Source organism: Acinetobacter sp. YH12251 (genome assembly GCF_013417465.1).
Taxonomy (GTDB): Bacteria; Pseudomonadota; Gammaproteobacteria; order Pseudomonadales; family Moraxellaceae; genus Acinetobacter; species Acinetobacter amyesii.
This window is the reverse complement of record NZ_VPDZ01000010.1, coordinates 65,794-90,040: the sequence shown is the minus strand read 5'-3', so window position 1 is coordinate 90,040 and position 24,247 is coordinate 65,794. Positions and strand designations below refer to the sequence as shown.

Annotated in this window: 23 protein-coding genes, 1 other RNA gene and 1 pseudogene; 8 read left to right on the top strand and 17 right to left on the bottom strand. The window is 40.0% G+C overall.

The annotated features are described in order from the left end of the window. Positions 1-270 precede the first annotated feature (270 nt). Entirely contained in the window at positions 271-714 is a 444-nt protein-coding gene (locus tag FTV27_RS10450; protein ID WP_078193520.1) for a hypothetical protein, read from the top strand. Positions 715-801: 87 nt separating this feature from the next. Here FTV27_RS10450 and FTV27_RS10445 read toward each other — a convergent pair whose 3' ends face one another. Both FTV27_RS10445 and FTV27_RS10440 read right to left on the bottom strand, forming a co-directional pair. Beyond that, entirely contained in the window at positions 802-1,548 is a 747-nt protein-coding gene (locus FTV27_RS10445) for a histidine phosphatase family protein (protein WP_180078397.1), read from the bottom strand. A gap of 69 nt (positions 1,549-1,617) precedes the next feature. After that, positions 1,618-2,469 carry a 3'(2'),5'-bisphosphate nucleotidase CysQ gene (locus FTV27_RS10440; RefSeq protein ID WP_180078395.1) on the bottom strand — a complete coding sequence of 284 codons (852 nt, stop codon included), beginning with the start codon at positions 2,467-2,469 and terminating at the stop codon, positions 1,618-1,620. Between the two features lie 13 nt (positions 2,470-2,482). Here FTV27_RS10440 and FTV27_RS10435 point away from each other — a divergent pair, with 13 nt between their 5' ends. The 4 genes from FTV27_RS10435 to FTV27_RS10420 all read left to right on the top strand — a co-directional run bounded on the left by FTV27_RS10435 (position 2,483) and on the right by FTV27_RS10420 (position 5,531). After that, on the top strand, positions 2,483-3,184 hold the full coding sequence (locus tag FTV27_RS10435; RefSeq protein WP_180078393.1) for an HAD-IA family hydrolase: 702 nt from the start codon (positions 2,483-2,485) through the stop codon (positions 3,182-3,184). Further along, a complete protein-coding gene (locus tag FTV27_RS10430; RefSeq protein WP_168377604.1) occupies positions 3,177-3,617 on the top strand; it encodes an RNA-binding S4 domain-containing protein in 441 nt (146 codons plus the stop codon). The genes FTV27_RS10435 and FTV27_RS10430 overlap by 8 nt, the downstream gene beginning before the upstream one ends. Positions 3,618-3,762: 145 nt before the next feature. Beyond that, the gene (gene recA / locus FTV27_RS10425) at positions 3,763-4,806 is read left to right on the top strand and encodes a recombinase RecA (RefSeq protein ID WP_078193524.1); all 1,044 of its coding nucleotides are present in this window, start codon (positions 3,763-3,765) and stop codon (positions 4,804-4,806) included. An 80-nt stretch (positions 4,807-4,886) separates the two neighbouring features. Beyond that, a complete protein-coding gene (locus FTV27_RS10420; protein WP_180078391.1) occupies positions 4,887-5,531 on the top strand; it encodes a regulatory protein RecX in 645 nt (214 codons plus the stop codon). Positions 5,532-5,639: 108 nt separating this feature from the next. On the opposite strand, the gene ffs is transcribed toward FTV27_RS10420, so the two are convergent. Beyond that, positions 5,640-5,736, bottom strand: an RNA gene (gene ffs, locus FTV27_RS10415) — signal recognition particle sRNA small type. Between the two features lie 291 nt (positions 5,737-6,027). On the opposite strand from ffs, the pseudogene FTV27_RS10410 reads away from it, so the two are divergent. Then, positions 6,028-6,889: pseudogene (locus FTV27_RS10410) on the top strand (YbgF trimerization domain-containing protein). A gap of 59 nt (positions 6,890-6,948) precedes the next feature. On the opposite strand, the gene lpxA reads toward FTV27_RS10410, so the two are convergent. From lpxA to rimO, 12 genes are all read right to left on the bottom strand, one after another. Then, positions 6,949-7,737, bottom strand: coding sequence for an acyl-ACP--UDP-N-acetylglucosamine O-acyltransferase (gene lpxA / locus FTV27_RS10405; protein WP_180078389.1), 789 nt, complete (start codon positions 7,735-7,737; stop codon positions 6,949-6,951). Further along, entirely contained in the window at positions 7,734-8,219 is a 486-nt protein-coding gene (gene fabZ, locus FTV27_RS10400; protein WP_171263789.1) for a 3-hydroxyacyl-ACP dehydratase FabZ, read from the bottom strand. The genes lpxA and fabZ overlap by 4 nt, the downstream gene beginning before the upstream one ends. A 5-nt stretch (positions 8,220-8,224) precedes the next feature. Continuing rightward, positions 8,225-9,295, bottom strand: a complete 1,071-nt coding sequence (gene lpxD / locus FTV27_RS10395) for a UDP-3-O-(3-hydroxymyristoyl)glucosamine N-acyltransferase (RefSeq protein WP_180078387.1) — start codon at positions 9,293-9,295, stop codon at positions 8,225-8,227. Between the two features lie 3 nt (positions 9,296-9,298). Next, positions 9,299-9,799 (bottom strand): OmpH family outer membrane protein, encoded by a 501-nt coding sequence (locus tag FTV27_RS10390; RefSeq protein ID WP_180078385.1) that lies wholly within the window; start codon positions 9,797-9,799, stop codon positions 9,299-9,301. Between the two features lie 41 nt (positions 9,800-9,840). Then, positions 9,841-12,360, bottom strand: coding sequence for an outer membrane protein assembly factor BamA (gene bamA / locus FTV27_RS10385; RefSeq protein WP_180078383.1), 2,520 nt, complete (start codon positions 12,358-12,360; stop codon positions 9,841-9,843). Between the two features lie 40 nt (positions 12,361-12,400). Next, on the bottom strand, positions 12,401-13,756 hold the full coding sequence (rseP, locus tag FTV27_RS10380) for an RIP metalloprotease RseP (protein WP_180078381.1): 1,356 nt from the start codon (positions 13,754-13,756) through the stop codon (positions 12,401-12,403). 3 nt (positions 13,757-13,759) lie between these two features. After that, the gene (ispC, locus tag FTV27_RS10375) at positions 13,760-14,956 is read right to left on the bottom strand and encodes a 1-deoxy-D-xylulose-5-phosphate reductoisomerase (RefSeq protein WP_180078379.1); all 1,197 of its coding nucleotides are present in this window, start codon (positions 14,954-14,956) and stop codon (positions 13,760-13,762) included. After that, the gene (locus FTV27_RS10370) at positions 14,957-15,781 is read right to left on the bottom strand and encodes a CDP-archaeol synthase (RefSeq protein WP_078188722.1); all 825 of its coding nucleotides are present in this window, start codon (positions 15,779-15,781) and stop codon (positions 14,957-14,959) included. Continuing rightward, positions 15,782-16,537: a polyprenyl diphosphate synthase gene (gene uppS, locus FTV27_RS10365; RefSeq protein WP_111883757.1), complete on the bottom strand. Its 756-nt coding sequence runs from the start codon at positions 16,535-16,537 to the stop codon at positions 15,782-15,784. A gap of 6 nt (positions 16,538-16,543) precedes the next feature. Continuing rightward, positions 16,544-17,098, bottom strand: coding sequence for a ribosome recycling factor (frr, locus tag FTV27_RS10360; RefSeq protein WP_111883758.1), 555 nt, complete (start codon positions 17,096-17,098; stop codon positions 16,544-16,546). 79 nt (positions 17,099-17,177) lie between these two features. Further along, a complete protein-coding gene (gene pyrH / locus FTV27_RS10355; RefSeq protein WP_078193535.1) occupies positions 17,178-17,906 on the bottom strand; it encodes a UMP kinase in 729 nt (242 codons plus the stop codon). A 45-nt stretch (positions 17,907-17,951) separates the two neighbouring features. Continuing rightward, positions 17,952-19,295, bottom strand: coding sequence for a 30S ribosomal protein S12 methylthiotransferase RimO (gene rimO / locus FTV27_RS10350; RefSeq protein WP_111883759.1), 1,344 nt, complete (start codon positions 19,293-19,295; stop codon positions 17,952-17,954). 352 nt (positions 19,296-19,647) lie between these two features. Here rimO and glnL point away from each other — a divergent pair, with 352 nt between their 5' ends. Beyond that, entirely contained in the window at positions 19,648-20,754 is a 1,107-nt protein-coding gene (gene glnL, locus FTV27_RS10345) for a nitrogen regulation protein NR(II) (RefSeq protein ID WP_180078376.1), read from the top strand. Then, entirely contained in the window at positions 20,744-22,219 is a 1,476-nt protein-coding gene (gene glnG, locus FTV27_RS10340; RefSeq protein WP_078193538.1) for a nitrogen regulation protein NR(I), read from the top strand. The genes glnL and glnG overlap by 11 nt, the downstream gene beginning before the upstream one ends. A gap of 70 nt (positions 22,220-22,289) precedes the next feature. Here the strand turns inward: glnG and FTV27_RS10335 are convergent, their stop codons facing one another. Next, positions 22,290-22,616, bottom strand: a complete 327-nt coding sequence (locus FTV27_RS10335) for a hypothetical protein (protein ID WP_078193710.1) — start codon at positions 22,614-22,616, stop codon at positions 22,290-22,292. A 114-nt stretch (positions 22,617-22,730) separates the two neighbouring features. Then, entirely contained in the window at positions 22,731-23,936 is a 1,206-nt protein-coding gene (gene mhpT / locus FTV27_RS10330; RefSeq protein ID WP_078193539.1) for a 3-(3-hydroxy-phenyl)propionate transporter MhpT, read from the bottom strand. Between the last annotated feature and the right edge of the window lie 311 nt (positions 23,937-24,247).

The window sequence follows — 24,247 nt, the reverse complement described above, 5'->3', positions numbered from 1 at the left end:
TGTTTTGTCACTTATTAACAATTCAAATAAAATCTAAATATTTTGTATTGGTAGAATCATTATTAATGTGACAGGTATTTCACTTTTCAACTAAAATTAAGATGTAGACCTGTTAATACAATCGTATATTCCCGACAGAAATTGTCAGGATATTTTTAGAAACTTTGTAAATAAAAATTTTAAGAAATGGCTTAATCCCATATATTTTTTATGGTATTTTAATTTTCATCCTAGGCAGCCATTGCTGTACAAATGAAAAGAGGGATAAAAATGTCAATTAACCAATTTTTGCCATCATTAGAAAAATTTGCAGAAGCAGAAAATCAATATATTGAATATTTTACATCTAAAGGTGAAAAAGACATTTTAGGTAAAGTCATTTCAAATATGAAATCGACCGCTGAGATTCAAGCCTCTCAAGGTGTAGACTCATGGTTAGCATATGGCGTGTACTTACCAGCTGTAGAACGTATCTTTGCACTGCATCAAGGGGAAACAGAAGCTGAATTTTTTGAACGCACACAATATCCAGCTGAACTCGTGCAAGCGTATAGCATTAAAGATCATGACATTGCGACTTTGATTGCCGCTGACAAATATAGTCGAATCCACCAACAGCACCTCCCAGTTAATACTAGCCGCTGGCCTTATAGTGACGATGGTTCAAGTATTGATTTAAATCAGTACCCTGCACGAATTAAAGCTAATATTTAATCTTTTATTTAATGAAATACTGAAACAGATAAAAAAGGCATCCACGCACATGGATGCCTTTTATAAATTTTTTATTATTAGCAAAATTTATAAAAGTTGCTGTTCAGCTTGCTGAAATTCACGAATATTTAATTCATTTAGTTCACCACGCCAAATCCATTTCAGTTTTGACTCAAGGAATACATCTCCTTCAAACCAAACAAATAAACCTTCCATCATTTTAGGCCAGTCTTCGCGTGTCACGATATTTTTACCTGAAATAATAGCAAGAATTGCAGCCAAAATCGTATCATGACTCACCGCTAGACTCAGACCATAATCATTGGTTGGATGAGTGTTGTAAATCAACTCCAAAACATCTACCACCCCATGAATGGGCTGTTTCATACCCGGCAAAGCATTATTCACAAAACTATTGATAAAGCCTAAAGCACCTTGCTTTTGAAAGTATGGTCCTGCTTTTTTAATATCGAGCACAAAACTTCCCGGCTCGACCAATAATCCTTGTTCAATGATCTCGATATGGTGGGTATTCGGTTCAATCGTGACGTTATCTGCACCTTGAATCATCAATGCTGCCGTATCCACACAGCGCTGAATTGGACTCGAAATACAGTGCTGAATAACACGGTCGGTATTTTCAACCAAATAGCTGCCCCACGCTTCGGCTAAATCTCGTCCTTGATGGGTCAGTTGCAAGTCATAACCGGCCAAGCCTTGTCCTTGTACAACTTCACGAATGGAATGACGTGTAAACAATGTTACAGGCGTCTTTTCATCCGGCAATAAGTCTATTGCTTTCAGCATACTAGGAGGGAGCAAATCTAGGGCCATAATTGACAGTTCTTATATGCAGGAGATTTAACGGAGTGTGCAGACACTATAGCATGAACCCGATTTAGCTCAAGTTTTGTCAGGCATGTTTGCCAAAGCATTTAAGGCCAATTCTTTCATTTCGGCATTTTTAAATGCAATAAATCCACCATTTAATAAAGTTGTACGTTGGTTATATAAAAAAGCGCGACCTTTAAAATCAACCAATCCACCACCAATACGCTCGATTAAACATTGTCCAGCGCTCGTATCCCATTCACAAGTCGGATGAAAACGCGGGTAAATATCCACTCGATCTTCTAACATCATACAAAACTTATATGCACTACCAGCATGGTATGTCTGATAAGGAGTGAGTTTTTCTAAAGCGTCTAGATAGTGCTTATAAATCGGCTTATTTTTGGCACTTTGACTCAAGCCGACGTGTACGACATTCTCTACAGAGGTTTCAACATATTCATACCATGTGGTTGACTGACTATCATATTTCAGCGGTTGTCCCTCAAAGGGACAAATATATACGCTATATTCCCCCGGGATCGCCAATATGGCAAAGGTGGTATTGGCGCCATCAACCAAACTCAGATTAATGGTAAATTCAGGCCTTTTATGTAAAAACTCTTTGGTACCATCCAAAGGATCAAGCAGCCAAAATTTTTGCCATTGCATACGTTCAGACTTGTCACCTTCTTCTGACAATACAGGCAAGTTAGAAACTTTGGATAAAGCTTGAGTAATATAGCTATTTGCACGATAGTCAGCTTGCGTTACCGGTGAATCATCACTTTTACGTTCCACATCAAAATCCGCACCTGAGCAATAACGCTGATATTCTTCTCGCAAAATTTCGCAAGCTTGTGTCACAATGGGAACCAACTGCAAAATCAGTGGGTCTTGCGGTGCTGTTGTTGTTTTAAACATAGAATACCTTTATATGCCAAATTACTCAGAAAAGCCGACGATCATTTTTGATATGGACGGTACTTTACTCGATCTTGCTTATGATGATTTTATCTGGAATGAGCTGCTGCCAATTCGCTATGCTGAACAGCATCAGTGCTCACTCGAACAAAGCAAGCAAACGCTATTTAGTTTTTATCAACAACATAATCATACCCTAAAATGGTACTCCTCTCGCTTTTGGACGTCACAAGTTGGCGTTGATGTTTTGGCAATGCAAATAGAACAAAAAGCCAAAGTAGCTAAACGCAAAGGCTGCATTGAGCTACTCACCTATCTAAAAGAAAATGGCTATCCTATTTGGCTTGCGACCAATGCCGACTATGCAGGCTTACAATTCAAACTTGAAGAAACCGGTCTTCGTGATTTTTTCGATGTTATCGTCAGTTCAGAAACGCTCGGTCATGCCAAAGAGTTTATTGAGTTTTGGCAAATATTAGCAAGTAAACATCCCTTCGATGCAAAAAACTGTTACTTCATTGATGACACAGAAAAAGTGCTTAATGGTGCAAAACTTTTTGGGATTGAACAGCTCTATTCGATTCAGCAGCCTTCATCTGCCAAAGCGCCTCGCGAGACTTGCAATTATCCAATGCTGTCCGCATTAACAGATTTAATCCCTATTTTAGAAGCTCAAATGACTGAGCAAGCCGAGGAACAGAAAAAATATGCGTAAATCAAATCTAGCCGAAGATGCGGTTGGTATGCGTATAGACAAATGGTTGTGGGCTGCACGTTTTTTTAAAACACGCTCTATTGCCAAAAATGCTATTGAAGGCGGTAAAGTTCATCATAATGGCGAACGCGTTAAAGTCTCTCGTGAAGTTCGTGTAGGCATGGAATTAACCATTGCACAAGGCCTTGAGAAAAAAACCGTGGTGGTGAAAGCACTGTCGGATGTTCGTGGGCCTGCCCCAACCGCTCAGCTGCTTTATGATGAAACTGAGGTCAGTATTGCAAAACGGGAATTGCTCGCATCACAAAGAAAGTTGCATAATCTAGCTCGGCCAGATCATCGACCAAGTAAAAAAGATCGTCGAGATATTGGTAAATTTAAAAGAGAAAATGATCAACAGTTTGACCAGCAATGGTCTTATAATGATGATTAAGTTAAAGCGTCACAACATGTCGCACCTGTTGTGATTTTCATAGAACAAAAGGATGATTTCTGTCACTATACCCTCGTGGAACAGATTTAAACTGAATACATCCACTTGAGTATATTGTTTCGTGACATCGTATTGAGGTTGTAAGATGGATGATAATAAAAGCAAGGCGTTAAATGCGGCCTTAAGCCAAATTGAAAAGCAGTTTGGTAAAAACACCGTTATGCGTCTTGGTGATAATACTGTACAGGCAGTTGAAGCTGTCTCTACGGGTTCTTTAACACTAGATATCGCACTAGGTATTGGTGGTTTACCTAAAGGTCGTATCGTAGAAATCTACGGTCCTGAATCTTCTGGTAAAACGACTATGACATTACAAGCCATTGCGCAATGTCAGAAAGCTGGCGGTACTTGTGCATTCATCGATGCTGAACATGCATTAGACCCTCAATACGCACGTAAACTTGGCGTAGATATTGATAACTTACTTGTTTCACAGCCAGACAATGGTGAACAAGCACTTGAAATTGCAGACATGCTGGTACGTTCAGGTGCCATTGACCTGATCGTTGTCGACTCTGTAGCTGCACTGACCCCTCGCGCCGAAATTGAAGGCGAAATGGGTGACTCACACATGGGCTTACAAGCTCGCCTGATGAGCCAAGCACTGCGTAAAATTACCGGTAATGCGAAACGTTCGAACTGTATGGTGATCTTCATTAACCAAATCCGTATGAAGATTGGTGTAATGTTTGGTAGCCCAGAAACCACAACTGGTGGTAATGCACTTAAATTCTATGCATCTGTACGTTTAGATATCCGCCGTATTGGTCAAGTGAAAGAAGGCGACGAAATCATTGGTTCAGAAACCAAAGTGAAAGTTGTGAAAAACAAAATGGCTCCTCCATTCCGTGAAGCGATTTTCCAAATTCTTTATGGTAAAGGCGTGAACCATTTAGGTGAGCTTGTTGACCTCGCAGTACAACAAGAAATTGTTCAAAAAGCAGGTGCTTGGTATTCATACCAAGGTGACAAGATTGGGCAAGGTAAAAACAATACCATTCGCCACTTAGAAGAACACCCTGAACTTGTGCAAACTATCGAAAAACTGATTCGTGAACAACTTCTGACTACGGGTACAGCACCTGTAGAAGACAAAGACGAAGAAGAACCAGACTTTTTAGATGCTTAATTACAGCATACTTTAATAGCAGACGAAACGCCCTACGGGGCGTTTTGTTTTGCACTCAAAATTTGTATTAAAATGACCCCATGACTAAAGACCATTTTCCACTCTTGCTTGATTATGAAGCACTGAAACAACAGTTTGCAGAAGCTGAAGAAACTACCTGCGTAAATCATGCTGCACAAACTGACATTTCACATAACAATACTTCGGTGATCGATCACACTGCGTTGCATTTTGACACCAATGGTAAAGATGTTCATGCTGAAAAAAAACCAGGACTGCGCGGCTCTCGTCTACGCTCGTACGCTTTTGCAGTACTCACACGTAAAGAATACTCAAAAGCGGATTTAATCGAAAAATTAGCACTGTATGCGGATAGTCGTGAAGAAGTCATACACTTGGTGGAAGAACTCGCACGTGAGAACTATCAAAGCGATCAGCGTGTAGCAGAGATGGTGCTATCGAGTCAAAAACGTAAAGGTAAAGGCCCTAATCGTATAAAGCTCGCGTTAAAAAATAAAAAAGTAGACAGTGAATTAATTCAGGATGAATTAAAAGAAACAGATTGGGTCACTGAAGCCTACCAGCTCAAGATAAAAAAATTTGGCAAAGCTGTTGAACGTGATCCAAAACAAAAAGCCAAACAAATACGTTTTTTGCAATATCGAGGCTTTGATCTCGATACGATTTTTAAAGTGATTGCACGTAAAGAATTTGATGACGAATAAAAAAAAATATAGATCTAAATGAAGAATTAATAAAACCAAAATAAAGAATAATATAGGATTGAAAAAATGAGAGGACGTTTAATTTATTATTATTGAAACTGGTGGCAACCCTACCAGCAAGACTTCGGCACATCATATTTCTACTACCGTTGCTACCTTCCGGTCCTGGCGGGGTTTGTAGAGTACAATTGCGAAGTAACCGGCAGGGCTACCATTGCAAGAACAGAGTATAGAGATTTTTAATAAACATGCAAGCCTAAAACCAAGAATTCCTGAGTAGAAAACACTGTTTGATTATTTATAAATCAATATGATGGTCGATGATGTAGAAAACGTGAAACTTCATCACTATATTTTTACTTTAATACACAACAAGATTGTAAAAGCTTATTGCAATTCAGATCTTTGGCGTTTTTAATGTGCTTATCGTTTTATCTAAAGCTGTCTGTAATAAAACTATTCTATACGGACATGCTTGCAACTACATGGAATTTTTATGATGTTTAAACAGCATGTATTGTGTGCCCTTACATTGACTTGCTCAGGTGCATTATTTGCCAATATTCCAATTGAATCTCGTGGTTTGAGTGGCGCTAATAATGGCACTGTGTATACAGCAAATAATACGGCCATTCAAACAGGTGCTGGCTCTACCCCTATTCCAACCAATTTAAACTGGCAGCTCATGCAGAAAAACCAACAGCTTGAAAATGAATTGCGTAGCTTACGCGGTAAAATGGAAGAGCAAGACAATATTATCGAACAATTAAAAAGTGAACTTACAAACCGCTATGCAGATTTAGATCAACGTTTAGAACTACTCCAACAAAAAGTAGATCCAAGTGAAGACACAGAGGCCGCGGAGGATAACCAACAAGGTACTGCACCCAGTAACAGCTAATACAGCGCCTACACCTGTTAAACAACCTACGACCCAAGCAACATTAAGCTCATCTGCAAACCAACCTGTAAATGCAGGTGGTGACTCACTTGAGCTCGAGAAAGCGGCATATACCGTTGCTTTAGATGCATACAAACAAGGTGGTGCGAAAAAAGCCATTGCACCGATGAAAAACTTTATTAAGAATAATCCTAACAGTGTCTATATTAGCAATGCATATTTTTGGCTAGCTGAGTTCAACCTTGCTGTTGAACCGACCAACTACGCGGAAGCGAAAAAGAACTATAGTATCGTGGTAGATCAATACCCTGAATCGACCCGCGCGCCTAGAGCGTTATATCAACTGTATAGCATTGCAAAAGATGTCGATCGAAATAGCAGTTTAGCAACGCAGCTCAAAACCAAGCTCACCCAAAAGTATCCAAAATCTGAAGAAGCAGGCTTTGTTAAAAAATAGAACTATTTTTTAATGCAAAAAAAGACACCTTATAAGGTGTCTTTTTTTATTCGCAGCATTTAGCGCACAATACCGCGCTTAGACTGCTCAAGTGAGTCAATCAACAATTGCGCTTCTGCCACTTCAGGCAAAATTTCAGTGCGAATACGCTCAATCGCTTCATTTGTCGTTAAACCATCTTTATAGATCAATTTAAAAGATTCACGTAAACCTTGAATCACATTTTTAGACCAACCTTTACGACGCATACCTTCAATGTTCATTGCAAAAGCATGGGCTGGATTACCAGATACCATGACATAAGCAGGTACATCTTTCAAAATAAGTGATGCACCACCGATCATACTGTAAGAATCGATTTTACAGAATTGATGAATACCAGAGTTACCACCTACGATGACATAATCACCGATGTGGACATGGCCTGCAACACCGACATTATTGGCAAAGATATTGTGATCACCTACCACACAGTCATGTGCAATATGTGTATTTACCATCAATAAATTATGACTACCAACTTTAGTTAGACCCTGATCTTGAACAGTACCACGGTGTAAACTACAGTGTTCACGAATCGAGTTATGATCCCCGATTTCTAACCACGTTTCTTCACCAGCATATTTCAAGTCTTGGCAAACTTCACCAACACTGGCAAATTGAAAAATTTCGTTATGTTGACCAATACGGGTATAACCACCCACCACAACATGTGAATGCAGTTTAGTGCCCGCTCCAATTGTGACTTTAGGACCAATAATACAATATGGTCCAATTTGCACATCCGGAGCAATTACTGCTGATGAGTCAATAATGGCGGTAGGATGAATTAATTCGTTATTGCTCATGCTGTCTCTGTTTTCTGATGCGAAACCATAATTTCCGCGGTTGCTGCGACTACGCCATCTACAGTGGCAACACAATTATATTTGTAAATGCCACGCTTTTGCATCACTAATTCCGATTTTAATACAAGTTGATCGCCTGCAACGACTTGTTTTTTAAATCGAACCTTCTCTGCACCAGCAAATAAGAACAGCGAACCCGCTGAAGGTTTCTCATTATTCATAATGAAACCTAAAATACCCGATACTTGCGCCAATGCTTCAACAATCAGCACACCCGGCATAATTGGGTATTCAGGGAAATGGCCTTGTAAAAATTCTTCATTAATCGTTACATTTTTATAGCCTACAATCCCGTTGTCAGTCACTTCAACAACACGATCAACCAATAAAAACGGATAACGATGTGGCAAATATTCACGAATAGTCTGAATAGTCATTGGTAATTCAGGTTTTGTGAAAGCTGGGGTATTCGACTCTGTCATCATAATTATTTACGCAATTTAAATGTTGATTCAAGGGACTCAATTTGAGACTGCATATGATCAAGTCGTTTGACCAATTGGGTCAATGGCACATCTGCTAATTGTTTAAAGCGGATTGCTGCCTTTTTCCAAGAACCACTTTCAAGCATTGGCGTACCTGAAGAATAACTTCCAGCAACGGAAATACTTTTTGTGACCATTGACATACCGGTAATTGTCACATTATCTACAATATTAATGTGACCTACGATACCAACAGCCCCTGCTAGCACACAATTTTTGCCAATAGTTGTACTACCGGCAATACCACATTTCGCAGCCATTGCCGTATTTGCACCAACTTTGACGTTATGCGCGATTTGCACAAGGTTATCAATAATGACACCATCTTCCAAAATTGTGTCATCTAAAGCACCACGGTCGATACTACAATTTGAACCAATACGCACATCATTCCCGATACGTACAGAACCTAATTGAGCAATACGATGCCATTTCCCTTGATAAGGTGCAAAACCAAATCCTTCACCACCGACCACCGTATTTGCATGGATACGTACACGATCACCTAACTTGGCTTCACCAGTAATCGTCACATGCGAATCGATAAAACAATCTTTACCAATTTCAACGCCATGATCAATCTTCACTTGTGATTCAATGCGCGTCCCTTCACCCACCACACTATTCGCACCAATTACCACATAATGCCCAATATAAGCAGTATCAGAAATGATTGCGGAAGAATGAATTTGGGCAGTACTTTCAATACCTGTTTCTATAGATTTTTTTTCAAAAACATGCGTCAGAATAGCGAAAGCCAGATATGGATTGGATACGACAATGAAGTTTTGATGTGAAGGGATTTGTGACTGCATGTCTGCAGTCACAATCAGCGCACCAGCCTTAGACTGTTGAGCTTCATTCAGATATTTATCTGCGTTTAAAAATGCAAGCTGATGCGGTTGAGCACTCTCCAAACTTGCCATTCCACTGAATTGCAAGTCTAGCTGGCCAATACATTGACCTTGAACAAGTTGAGCAAGCTTTTCTAAACTGAATTTTTGAGAATTCATTGATTATTTAATTGCATTAACCTTTTGAATCATTTTATCAGTTAAATCAAACTTAGGGTCATACGCAAGTGCTGAATTTTTATTCAAAACAACATCTAACTTATTTTCTGTGCGCAATTGTTCTGCAACTTGCTTAATTCGAGTATCCATCGTGCGATTTAAGGACTGAATATTCCCTTGAACCGAAGCTTGAACTTTTTGCTGTAAATCAGTTAGTTCTTTAAGTTTAGCTTGATACTGTTGACCCATTTGCTGCTTTTGCGCAGCAGTCAACTTATCACCACCTTGCTGAGCTTTTTGCTGCATTGCTTCCAGCTCTTTTGCAAGTGATTCAATTTTAGTGGTTTGTGGTTTCAACTGCTGTTGAATTTGAGCATTTTGTTGTTTTAGATAAGTGCTTTGATCCACCACCTTTTCTAAATCAACCACACCGTAACCTGCTGCATGCACAACAGCAGTACATGACATACCCAATACCGCCAAACCAGCAAATAATTTATTCATCTTATCAACCTGTAATTTTGTTATACCCAGAAGGGTCGTACTTAGAACGTACGACCAATCTCGAATTGAATTTCTTTTGTTTCATCGCCAGCTTTATCATTAAGCGGGAATGCATAACTCAGTGAAATTGGACCAATCATCGTGATCCAAGTAAAGCCAGCACCAACGCTATAACGCATATTATTCATATCAAAGCCGTAGTTATCTTTACAGTATTCACGAGCGTTATATGTTTGACCATCTTTAACCAGTACACTATCCGCGGCTGGAACGTCACATTGGGTATCAAATACTTGTGCGCCTTCAGCAAACAATACTGGACGTACTTGACGCGCCCAATCACCTTTGAAAGGCACTGGTAAGGCTAATTCAGCACCAAATTGGACAAGTGCATTACCGCCCACTTCCTCAAAATCCAAATCTTCTTTACCAATACCTTGATAGTAAACACCATCGTATTTTGGACCTAAAGTGCTGTTGTCATAACCACGTACCGACCCAAAACCACCTGCATAGAAGTTTTTATAGAACGGTAAATCATTACCATAACCCAACTTACCATAGCCACGAACCACAAAGTCTTTACCGAGTGGGAAATAAGCTTGTGCATCGTAAGTGACTTTTTGATATTCAACATCACTACCCGGTAAGGCAATTTCAGTATTTACACGATGTGACATACCTGAAGTTGGGAATACAGGACGGTTTAGCGTGTTATACGACCAACCTAAGTTTAAGTTATAGGTTAAGAAATCACCTTTAAATTCATCATTATAAGTTATTTCAGGCACTGAACATGGCTCATAACCTGTAATTTTGCCATCAGCATCTTTAATTGGTACTAAGTCAACTGGACAATAGCTAGTTGAATGTGTTGCCTTACCGCCATTTGCAAGTAAGTAATCACGCACATATGTAGAAACATATGGACCTGTAGTCACATCAGTTTGATCTACATTTAACCCCATACTGATACTTTGGTTTTCATCAATCGGATAACCGAAGTTAATACCACCACCAAAACTGTCAGTAACGTAGTTGTTAACGTTATAGTCGTCATCTAACTTGGTTTTACGGTAGTACATGTTATAACCACGACGTACACCATCAATAGTGAAGTACGGGTCAGTTACACTGAGGTTATAGTAATCTTGAGTCTCTGAACGAGACAAATCGATAGAAACCGCATTACCTGTACCCAAGAAGTTGGTTTGACTCAAACCTGCTTGGAAAGTCACACCGCCACTTTGTGAGAAACCAACAGCCAAAGTACTTGTACCCGAATGCTGTTCTTCCACATTCACATTTAAATCAATTTGATCTGGTGTGCCCGGAATACGTGCAGGCTTAACATCAACGGTTTTAAAGAAGCCAGTACGCTCTAAACGCACTTTAGACAAATCAATTTTTTCGTTACTTGCTAATGCGCCTTCCATTTGACGCATTTCACGACGTAGCACTTCATCAGCTGTCTTCGAGTTACCTGTGAAATTAATACGACGAACAGTGACTTGCTGACCCGGATTCACATAGTAATTTAAATCAACCAATTTGGTGTCTTTATTGATTTCAGGAACAATGTTCACTTCTGCAAAGTAGTAACCTGCGTTACCGTATTTACGAAGTAAAAGTTGTTTCACACCATTCACTTTTTCTTGTGAATATAAATCGCCATCTTTATAGAGTTTTAAAGCGTTTAAATCAGTTTGCGTATAAAGCGTATCACCTAAGAAATGGGTTTCACCAAACTTAAATTGTTCACCTTCATCCACCGAAACTTCGATAAAGACATGTTTTTTATCTTCACTCAAATTCAAACTTGAGTTGGTAATGTTGAAGTTGATGTAACCTTTGTTGAGATACATCGCACGTAACGCTTCTAAACTCGCAGCCATCTTTTCACGTGCATAGCGGTCATTACGAGAAATGATCGAGTTCCAACCACTTTCTTTTAATGCAAAAATTTGTTTAATTTCGCTTTCTTTAAAGACCGTATTACCAATGATATTGATATCAAATACTTTGGCAGATTGACCTTCTTCAAACTCGATTAAGACATTGACACGGTTATTCGGTTGAGCGGTTGTAATAACTTTGACATCAGCATCATAACGACCTTGCTGCATGTACTGTTGTTCTAATTCAGTTTCAACCGTTTGCAAAGATGATTTCTTTAAAACTTCACCTTCGGAAAGTCCCATTTTCTTTAAGCCTTCTTCCAAGGCTTCTTTAGGAATAAGTTTATTGCCTTTGAGCTCAACTTTAGAAATAACTGGGCGTTCAACCACGGTATATACAAGGGTATTACCGACTTGTGAAGACTTCACATCATCAAACAAACCCGACGCAAACATACTACGAATTGAGTTTGAAATGATTTGATCATTGACACGATCACCAGCGGAGAATGGGATCATTCCGGCTACATTGTCAGGAGTTAAACGCACTAAGCCATCAACACGAATATCTTGTACTACAAAATCATCTGCTGCATATACTTGTTGTGCTACGGCCATAGCACTAACCAGTGCCAATGGCATAAATAAATGTTTGTGCTGCATGCCAGTCTTTTCCGCTGTTAATTTATTTCGTATAACGTTCTTATAAACGCATAATGTCATTGAATAGAGCCAGTAGCATCATGCTACCCAGCAATACCATACCAATTTTTAATCCAACCAATTGTATTTGTTCAGAAACAGGTTTACCACGAATTAATTCAATAAAATAGTAAATTAAATGACCGCCATCGAGCATAGGAATCGGTAGTAAATTTAAAATACCCAAACTTACACTCATCAGTGCCATAAATGAAATGAAGGTTTGCCACCCCATCTCAGCACTTTGTCCAGCCACTTTCGCAATAGTAATCGGACCAGATAAATTATCTAAACCAACCAAACCACGCACCATTTTTACAATAGAATTCAGGATCATACTAGATATCTGACCTGTTTTTTCTACCGCTTTGCCCATCGCCTCTACAGGCGTGTATTGAATGGTTTGTTTGTATTCGGCTGGAATATTGACTTTACCCGGATCACTTTGTACACCTAAAAGCCCTGTGACTTTACCCATTTGGTCACGCTTACCTTGCGGCATCACGCTTAAATGCACAATTTTATTTTGTCGTAAAACATCAATTTTAAGTAACTTTTCTGGAGAAGCTTGTACAACTTGTACAACATCAAACCAGTCTTTCATTTTTACGCCATCGATCGAAACAATTCGATCACCCACTTGCATCCCTTGGCGAATCGCTGCGCCATCTTCACTGAGTTTTGAAACCACTGCAGGAATTTCAGGACGATACGGTGTAAAACCTAGAACATCGAGTGGTGACTGAGTTTGTTCACGTAAGAAACTTTGAATAGGTAAACTGAAGTTTTGAATTTGCCCTGCTCGTTCAGCTTGAATTTGAATATTGCCAGTTTCACCTACACGATCAACCAAGGCATAATTCAAGCGCTCCCAAGTGGATACTTGAGTGCCATCTACAGCAGTAATTTTATCACCAGACTGCATTTGCGCAGCCGCTGCTGGCGTATTCGGTAAAATTTTACCTATGCGCGTATTGAGCTGTTCCTGAGCTGGTAAAAATAAAATCCAAAACAACACTACTGCAAAAGCCAAGTTAATGAGTGGCCCTGCCGCAACAATTGCAATACGTTTCCAAGGGTGTTGTCGGTTAAATGCTTTTGGTAAGTCTTCTGCTCCGACATCACCTTCACGCTCATCCAACATTTTGACATAACCCCCCAGTGGCAATGCAGACAGTTGATATTGAATACCTGATTTCTTCGACGTCCACTTGAGCAGTGTTGGGCCAAAACCAATCGAATACACCAAAACCTTTACGCCCAGTTTACGTGCAACGAAATAATGCCCAAATTCATGAATCGCTATCAGCGGTCCAAGTAGCAATATTGCTGCAATAATCATAAACAAGGCATTCATGTCTTAACTTCCTGAATTCAATACTGCTTTTTCAGCAACCATACGTGCCGATTTATCTGCATGCAAAATAACATCAATATTATTTGCAGCTGAGTTTTCAACTTGCCCCAACACATGTTCCACAATTTGAGGGATTTGAGTAAAGCCAATTTTCTCATGCAAAAATGCTGCCACGGCGATTTCATTGGCTGCATTTAAAATCGTAGGAGCTAAGCCTCCAGCCTTCATGGCTTGACGTGCTAATTTTAGCGCTGGGAATCGCTGTATATCAGGCTGTTCAAAATTTAACTGAGAATGAATAAATAAATCTAATGGAAGCACATGTGTTTGAATACGCTTCGGCCATGCTAATGCATGAGCAATAGGCGTACACATATCAGGATTACCCATTTGCGCCAAAGTCGAACCATCTACATATTGAACCATTGAATGAATGATACTCTGTGGATGGACAACAACTGTTACAAATTGTTCTTCAACTGCAAAAAGATGACAGGCTTCGATCAATTCCAAGCCTTTATTCATCAGCGTTGCAGAATCAACAGAAATTTTTTGCCCCATCGACCAATTTGGATGCTTACAGGCTTGGGCAGGCGTTACACTTTGCAATTGTTCTAAACTATGATGCAAAAATGGACCACCAGATGCGGTGAGTAAAATCTGTTTGACACCCAATTTTGGCTGACCATGACGCTCACCTTGTAGATAAGTTTCAGGTAAGCATTGGAAGATTGCATTGTGTTCAGAATCGACCGGCAGCAACAAAGCATTATTTTCACGTGCGGTCTGAATCATGATGTCACCCGACATCACCAGCGCTTCTTTATTTGCTAATAAGACTCGTTTACCCGCTTTCGCAGCAGCCAATGTCGGCAGCAATCCTGCTGCCCCCACAATAGCCGCCATAACCACATCAACTTGTGGATGTTCTGCTACTGCGATTAATCCTTCTTCATCATGCAGGATTTCAATATCAGTTAATTTTTCAGCTACGAGTAATTGGCGCAGTTCATCCACTTTATTGAATGGAACAACTGCGATTTTCGGTCGATATTGTTTGCATATTTCGACAAGTTCAACAATTCGGCTATGTGCAGTGATTGCAAAAACTGAATACTCTTCGGGGTGCTGTTGCAGAATCTTTAAAGTACTTTGACCAATGGATCCTGTTACACCCAATATACAAACAGATTGTGACATCTATAAATCTACGCCAATTAATTTTAAAACATACATACCTGCCGCAAAGATAGGTGCTGCAGCAAGCAACGAGTCAATACGATCCAGCACACCACCATGTCCGGGAAGAATACGACCAGAATCTTTGATCCCTGCACGACGCTTGATCATCGATTCAAATAAATCACCAAGTACTGAACTAAATACCGTTATTACTGAAAGTATTAAAAATAAAATATGTTCAGCGATGCTTAAATCAAGATAAATAATTTCAACAACAATAACAATTAGCATTGCAGTGAATAGACCGCCATATAAACCTTCGATCGATTTATTTGGGCTCACATCTGGTGCAAGTTTTTTCTTACCAAATTTACGTCCCACGAAGTATGCACCACTGTCTGCACCCCATACCAAAAGGAACAGATACATGAGCCACCACGGTGAGTTCATCCACACAGAAAAAATAGCAGTTACCGCAGCAGGAACTAAGACTAAACCAATACCACTCAGACTTGGGTTATACCAGTTGTCGTATTCAGGATAAGACTTCACCCAATAGACACTTAAGATCCAAGTAAAGATTGAAGCTGCCCAAAGTAGCAATGCAACATCAGTAAAATGCAATGCTAGTGCTGAAAGAATAGCAGTGACTAGACCATAGCCCCAAGCGAAAGGTTTAATCACATTTTGTGTATTACGCGGCATGAGTTTAAACCACTCATAACCAGCGACAGCTGATGCAATAATCATCAGCACAAGCATTGGGTATTTAGACTCGGTTGCAAACATGCAACTCAATACAACTGAAACCAGTACCAATGCGGTTATTATCCGCTCTAACATTTATTTATTCTCAAACTGCTCTTGTTGAATCTGCTCTGAGGTCTTACCAAAACGACGTTCACGACCACCAAATACTGCTAGTGCGTCATCAAATTCTTCAATGGTAAATTCAGGCCATAATGTCTGGGTAAAATAAAGTTCTGCATAAGCAGCTTGCCAAAGCAAGAAGTTCGAAAGACGGAAATCACCACCTGTACGAATTAACAAATCTACCGGAGGTAGATCACTTAAACTGACATATTGACCAAAGACTTCAGCATCCACTGCTTCAAGATTTATTTTGTTAGTTAAAACATCTGCTGCGATTTGTTTTGCAGCCTGTGCCATATCCCACATACCACCGTAACTAATTGCAATAGTTAAAGTCATGCTGTCGAAATTAGCAGTCCTTTGTTCGGCTTGCAACATTAAGTCACGTAAGTTAGGAGATAAACGAGAACGATCACCAATAAAACGTAGGGAAATGTTAAATTTTTCCATACGCGGCAACTGCTCATGAATGGTTTCTTCGAGAAGAGCCATCAACAGATCAACCTCAAACTGAGGACGATTCCAATTTTCACTCGAAAAAGCAAAAACCGTCAGTGCTTGGATATTTCTTTTACGACAATGTTCAACGATGGGATCTAGGATGTCCTTTCCAGAACGATGCCCTTCACCTTTTTGCATTTGATTCTTTTTGGCAAAACGATTGTTGCCATCCATAATGATGGCAACATGTTTTGGAAGACGGGAAGTTTCTTCAGATGAGGTCATTAAAACTTAGACCTTCATCAATTCAGCTTCTTTTGCAGCCAGACGTTTTTCAACTTCAGCAACGAATTTGTCTGTGATTTTTTGAATGTCATCACCCGCACGACGCTCATCATCTTCAGAAATTTCTTTTTCTTTCAACAATGCTTTGATATCACCCAAAACATCACGACGGATGTTACGGATCGCAACTTTTGCATTTTCAGCTTCGTTACGTGCAATTTTCTGCATGTCTTTACGTGTTTCTTCTGTTAATGCAGCCATAGGAACACGGATCGCATCAGCAGTAATCGGGTTTAAGCCCAAGTCAGATTCACGGATTGCTTTATCAATTGCAGCAACCATTGAACGTTCAAAAGGCTGAACAAGTAAAGTACGTGAATCTTCTACGCCTACGTTCGCCACTTGGTTTAATGGCACATCAGAGCCATAGTAAGGAACCATAACACCATTTAAAATTGATGGGTGCGCGCGCCCTGTACGAACTTTAGCAAAACCATGCTCTAGAGAATCTAGAGATTTGTTCATACGGTCTTCTGCGTCTTTTTTAAGATCGTTAATCATGTGATCTTCCTTACTTAATTCGAAAAGATGTAAATTCTAAAATAGCTTGTAGTATAAAGAGCTTTAGGGCCCACGTACATTAGTTAGTAACGTGAGTACCCTCTTTTTCACCCATTACCACTGAAAGTAATGAACCTGATTTGTTCATATCAAATACTTGAAGTGGAACGTTGTGGTCACGGCATAAGCAGATCGCAGTTAAATCCATCACACCCAGTTTTTCATCTAAAACTTGGTCAAATGTTAATGCATCGTATTTCACTGCATCTTCATATTTGCTTGGATCTTTGTTGTATACGCCATCAACCTTCGTCGCTTTAAGGATAAGATTGGCTTCAATCTCGATACCGCGTAAGCATGCTGCTGTATCTGTCGTAAAGAATGGGTTACCCGTACCTGCGACAAATACACACACTTCGCCACGTGTTAAATGACGAATAGCATCACGGCTAGAATATGATTCAACTACAGCACCAATTGGCAAAGCTGACATTAGACGAGTTTTGATATTACGACGTACCAAAGCATCACGCAGTGCCAAACCGTTCATCACAGTGGCCAACATACCCATTTGGTCACCTGTTACACGGCCAACCAAACCATCTTTTTGTAATTGGCTACCACGGTAAAGGTTACCACCACCGACAACGATACCCACTTGAACACCCAAACCAACAAGGTGCGCAATTGCGAGTGACATTTGATCGAGCACTTGTGCATCGATACCCATCTCTTTATTGCCCGCTAAAGCTTCACCTGAAAGCTTAAGCAGGATGCGACCAAAACGTGGTTTTTTAGAATCAAGCATCATCAACTCCGAATTATTTAATTTCAATTATTTTTAATGAATCGTTTAAGCAGACTTAACCGAGATTAGTTTTGCAAATAAGTCATATTCATCTGCATCTGTGATTTCTACTTCAAGTAAATCACCTGCTTTAATCACTGACTTATCGATATCTTCAACAAAAACATTACCATCAATTTCAGGTGCATCTGCATAAGAACGCGCAACAGCAACTGGGAACTCTTCTTCAAGATCATCCACCAGTACTGTCATTTTCTGACCGATACGACTTTGCAATTTCGCAGCAGAGATTTCTTGCTGAACTTGCATGAAACGTTCATAACGCTCTTGTTTGATTTCTTCAGGCACATGATCTGGCAAATCATTTGCAGTCGCGCCTTCAACTGGTGAGTAAGTAAAACAACCCACACGATCAAGCTGCGCTTCTTTTAACCAATCAAGCAACATTTGGAAGTCTTCTTCAGTTTCACCCGGGAAGCCCACAACAAATGTAGAACGAATCACAAGATCAGGACATTTCTCACGCCAAACTTTTAAACGCTCTAGTGTATTTTCACTGTGCGCAGGACGTTTCATGAGTTTTAAAATCTTAGGACTTGCATGTTGGAATGGAATATCCAAATACGGCAGGATTTTGCCTTGTGCCATTAAGTCAATCACAGCATCCACATGTGGATATGGATATACATAGTGCAGACGCACCCAGATACCCAATTGACCCAATGCTTCACACATGTCATAGAATTTGGTTTTAACGGGCTGACCGTTCCAGAAGTCCAATTTGTATTTGGTGTCTACGCCATAAGCCGATGTATCTTGAGAAATCACAAGGACTTCTTTTACGCCTGCTTTTTTCAGCGCTTGAGCTTCAGTCAATACTGAACCTACTGGACGAGAAACCAAATCACCACGCATGCTCGGAATAATGCAGAATGTGCAACGATGGTTACAACCTTCTGAAATCTTCAAATAAGCATAATGTTTTGGTGTTAATCGAATACCTTGTTCAGGTACTAGATCAATAAACGGATTGTGTTTCGGTGGCTCAGGCACGTATTCGTGCACAGCTTCCATCACTTCTTGATATGCCGCAGCACCTGTCACTTTTAAGACATTTGGGTGCATTTGGCGAATTTTGTCTTCGTCTTTACCTAAACAACCAGTCACAATTACGCGACCGTTTGAACTCATCGCTTCGCCAATGGCATCTAGCGACTCTTGTACTGCAGATTCAATAAAACCACAGGTATTTACAACTACTAAATCGGCACCATCATAATCTGATGCTACATCATAACCTTCAGTCTTTAACTGAGTTAAAATTCGTTCGGAATCTACCAATGCCTTAGGACAACCTAAAGAAACAAAACCGACTTTGGGGGATTTCATGAATCTGCGCTCCACTATAATCCGCGTATTGTATGTCTTTTCAAAACATAAAAACAGGTGAAAAGGCCACTCTTTATATCACGCACCAAAATAATGCTATAAATTCATCCATATAATTTCATTTGCACCATTTTAATGCATTTTAGATTTACAGCCTGTTTTTAATCAGCTATACACTTTATTTAAAGTCTTAAATAAGCGCATTTATTCAAATAAGCTTCAAAACTTAGCGTATTTCTCAAATAGTTGGCTTATATCTTGCATAACTTGCATCAATTCGAACCTTATTAGATTGAACGATTTGCTTTATGAAGATGCCATTGCGCCATTTTAAGACAGGAACCTCTCGCTAATGGATCAGATTATGACGATTGATTACCGGCTTTTAGTGGATAATTTAACCACTGCCATTTTATTGGTCGATAGCAACCTGAATATTTTTTATTTAAATTCATCTTGTGAAGCGCTTTTTGACATCAGCTTACTTCGTGCATCAGGTCAGCCTGTATTAAATTTACTCCATATGCCCGATGATGAATTCAATACGCATGATGCATTAATGAATACATTAACTTCTGGTCAACACTATACGCGCCGAGAAGCAACGATTAATGTCAACTTTAAAGACATTCATGTTGATTACACTGTGTCACAGCTCAACTCTGGCAAACCCTACCACCCGTTGCTATTGATTGAATTGAATCAAATCGACCGGATGTTGAAAATCTCTAAAGAAGAAAACCTGATTCAACAGCATCAAGTCGCACGACAACTGATTCGTGGTGTTGCCCATGAAATTAAAAATCCACTCGGTGGTATCCGTGGGGCGACACAACTTTTAGCGCGTAGCTTAAATGATCCGAAGTACAGCGAATTCACCGACATTATTATTAGTGAAGTGGATCGATTACGTAATCTTGCTGACACTATGCTTGGCTCTAGACAATTGCCAAGTTACAAGCCAGTCAATGTGCACGAACCACTTGAACGCGTCCGTTCACTGATCGTCAACCAAACCAAGAAGAAAATTAAGATCACCCGTGATTACGACCTTTCTTTACCGGATGTTTTCGCAGATCGTGATCAATTGATTCAGGTCATGCTGAATATCAGTGTAAATGCCGTTCAGGCAATGACGGAAAACAAAGAGTTCTTTGTTGAGCACCAACCAGAACTCACTTTGCGCACACGTATTCAACGTTTAGTCACCATCAACGGTGTATTAAAACGCTCTGCGGTACGCATTGATATCGAGGACAATGGACCAGGTGTCCCACAAGAAATATTAGAATCCGTATTTTACCCATTAGTGACAGGACGAGCGAAAGGCACAGGTCTCGGTCTAAGCATTGCACAAAATATTATGCATCAACATAACGGAATGATTGAATGCCAATCAGTTCCTGGAAAAACAGTATTTAGCCTATATTTACCTTGGGAGTCAGATCATGTCGCGTAATAAGATTTGGGTCATCGATGATGATCGCGCCATGCGTTGGGTGCTGGAAAAAACATTCAAAGAAGAAGGTTTTGATGTTACCAGTTTTGAAGAAGCACAATCCGCTTTAGATCAGTTAAGTGTCGATGCGCCAGATGTTATTTTGACAGACATCCGTATGCCGGGTATTGATGGACTGACCTTTTTAGGTAAAGTCAAAGGCAACTACCCTGACTTACCTGTAATTATCATGACCGCACATTCAGATTTAGAATCTGCTGTGTCGAGCTATCAAACGGGTGCTTTTGAATATCTACCAAAACCTTTTGATATTGATGAAGCTTTAGCACTTGTAAACCGTGCAATTTTGCATATTGCCAAATTACAACAACAAGAATCTGCTAAAACCATTCAACCGATTCAATCTACAGAGATTATTGGTGAATCACCTGCTATGCAGGAAGTCTTCCGTGCCATTGGTCGTCTTTCTCAATCACACATTACTGTATTAATTAATGGTGAATCAGGCACAGGGAAAGAATTGGTTGCGCATGCGCTGCATAAGCATTCACCACGTGGCAACAAGCCTTTTATTGCGCTCAACATGGCGGCAATTCCAAAGGATTTGATCGAAACTGAATTATTTGGTCATGAAAAAGGCGCGTTCACCGGTGCCAACACACAGCGTCAAGGGCGTTTCGAACAAGCCAATGGCGGGACTCTTTTCCTTGATGAAATTGGCGACATGCCATTTGAAACCCAAACACGTTTACTGCGTGTTTTAGCGGATGGCGAATTCTACCGAGTCGGTGGTCACATCCCAGTCAAGGTGGATGTCCGTATCGTTGCGGCAACACACCAAGACTTAGAAAAGTTAGTACATGAAGGTCGCTTCCGTGAAGACTTGTACCACCGTCTAAACGTGATTCGTATTCATATTCCAAAACTTGCACATCGTAGTGAAGATATTCCGATGCTTGCACAACACTTCCTAGCAAGTGCAGGTAAAGAACTTGGGGTAAGTCCGAAGATTCTGCGTCCTGAAACGCAAGAATACATGCAAAAACTGCCATGGCAAGGTAATGTGCGTCAGCTTGAAAATACCTGTCGTTGGTTAACGGTTATGATCACAGGCCGTGAAGTTTATCCAGAAGATTTACCATCTGAATTAAAACAGATTCCAATTCAAGGCACAGATGGCAATCCTGCTACTCAAGGGATTGATCGTATTGGTGTGCATCACTGGGATGAGTTACTTGGTCAATGGGCCGTACAAAAACTTAAAAATGGTGAGATGAAAATTCTCGACATTGCCACACCAATGTTTGAACGCACCCTCATCAATGCTGCACTACAGCAAACACGTGGGCGTAAGCGCCATGCAGCAGAACTTTTAGGTTGGGGTCGCAACACTTTAACCCGTAAACTCAAAGAACTTGGTATGGACAGTGCCGAAGATGATGTCGAAGAAGAATTAGAAAGTTAATTTTCTGATTTTCATTAAAAAAGCCAGTCACTTGACTGGCTTTTTTATTTTGAGATTTTTTAGCAATATTTTATGCCGTAAAGCCGACATAACGTGAATAACCTTCCACCCCTAAATCAGACTTATAAATCAGAAACTCAGGGAAGCTCGAGGCGGTAATTTCAGTAAACATATGATACTGATCATCATTGGCATGCAAGTCATCGACTGTATGCTGCATGGTTTGCTCAAATTCATCGGTAATAAACTCAAAACCAATATCCATTGCAATAAACAGCACATGCTCACATGGCTGCACATACTGTTCTTCTGACCAATCAATCACTTGCTGCTGGCAATGTGGACACTGAATGTTATCTGACGGAGAAATATCAAGTTCGATCAATTGATAAGACATAAAAGTAAATTTATTCATAAATATTAGATTTATTCTAACAAAACTTAGTTTCAGCTAAAGATATTTATTCAATAAAAAAGGAGCCGTAGCTCCTTTAAATATGACTGGTTTTGACTATTTCTTAAGGGATGACTTATAGGCTGACAATGCAGCCACTGCGATAGCCGACAAAGCAATACCCGGCGCACTTGCAATTAAAATACCTGTCGTTCCTAGACCTAGCGCCAAAATCTTGCCTGTAAGTAATGGACCTGTCATTGCACCCAAACGCCCCCATGAAATTGCACTCCCCACACCTGTCACTTTCCCAGCTGGTGTATAGAAAATTGGGGAGATCCCATACAAAATCGATTGACCGCCTGTAGAGAAAATTCCGCCCATGATGCCTGCCGCAATGAGTACAGGAATGGAATTTGTTGTAAACAGCACAAACAATGCCACAAACAAACCTGAATAGATGATCACTGCCATTTGCCATAATTTTAGGCGATCCAGCAAGTAGCCTAAACCCAGCGTACCAATCACTGCGCCCACTTGGAACATCAACATGATCATAAAAGCTTGTTGCTTTTCCAACCCTTGTTCCATAAGCAAGTTAGGCAACCAACTGATCAGAATATAGTTCACCATTAAGGTAAAGAAGAAACTCAACCAAAGCGGCAAGGTATATTTATAACGCTGTTCAGCAAACAGTATTTGCCCCATCGCTGGAACGGCTTCTTTAGTTTCTGCCTGAACTTTTTCTGTACGCTTATCTTTTAAGATAATCGCCATGAATGGAATCAAGATTAAAGGCGTTAAACCACCAATTAAAAATAGTGTATGCCATGAAATATCTTTAAAAACAATACCCAAGCCAGCAACAAAGATTGCACCTACGGGTAAGCCACAGTACATCAAACTATTTAAGCGCCCACGGTTAGCATCCGTCGCTTCATCACCCACCACCGAGATCATCGTTGGCATCGCAGCACCCAAACCTAAACCTGTAAAGAATCGTGCGATATATAAAATTTCAATACTTGGTGCAACTGCCGTGATCGACATAAATACACCGAAGATAAAAATCGACAGCATCAAGACTTTCTTCTGTCCCAAATAGTCAGCGACACGCCCCCCAAAGAACGCGCCAAATAACATACCAAACACACCTAAGCTAAACACATAGCCCATTTGCACTTGATCTAAGGAAAATGTCGCTGCGATTCCTTTTGCTGCGATACCGGGCGCTTGCAGGTCAAAACCTTCAAAAAATGCTACCCAGAAACACAAAAATACCGTTAGAAATTTTTGCATTTTTCCCGATTGTTGATTTGCCATAATCGAACTCCATTCATGTAGCGTAAACCCACTTGTACGCCATGCCCTGAAGTTTCGGCTTTATTGGGTAGAATAAATACCACTACAAAGGTCGGAATTCACACGACCAAAAGCCCACCATTAAGACCTAAAACTTTGTATATCAATAGTTTTTAGATCTTATTTTTTGTATTTATAATTAATTATCAATCACTTAGATTTATGAAAGGTTTTAATAATCAAACCATAGCTAAAACTAATGATGATCAAAATATTCATTTAATCCGATCAAATAGCAACAGCCAATAATTTATTGGCAAAAAAAAACCCGC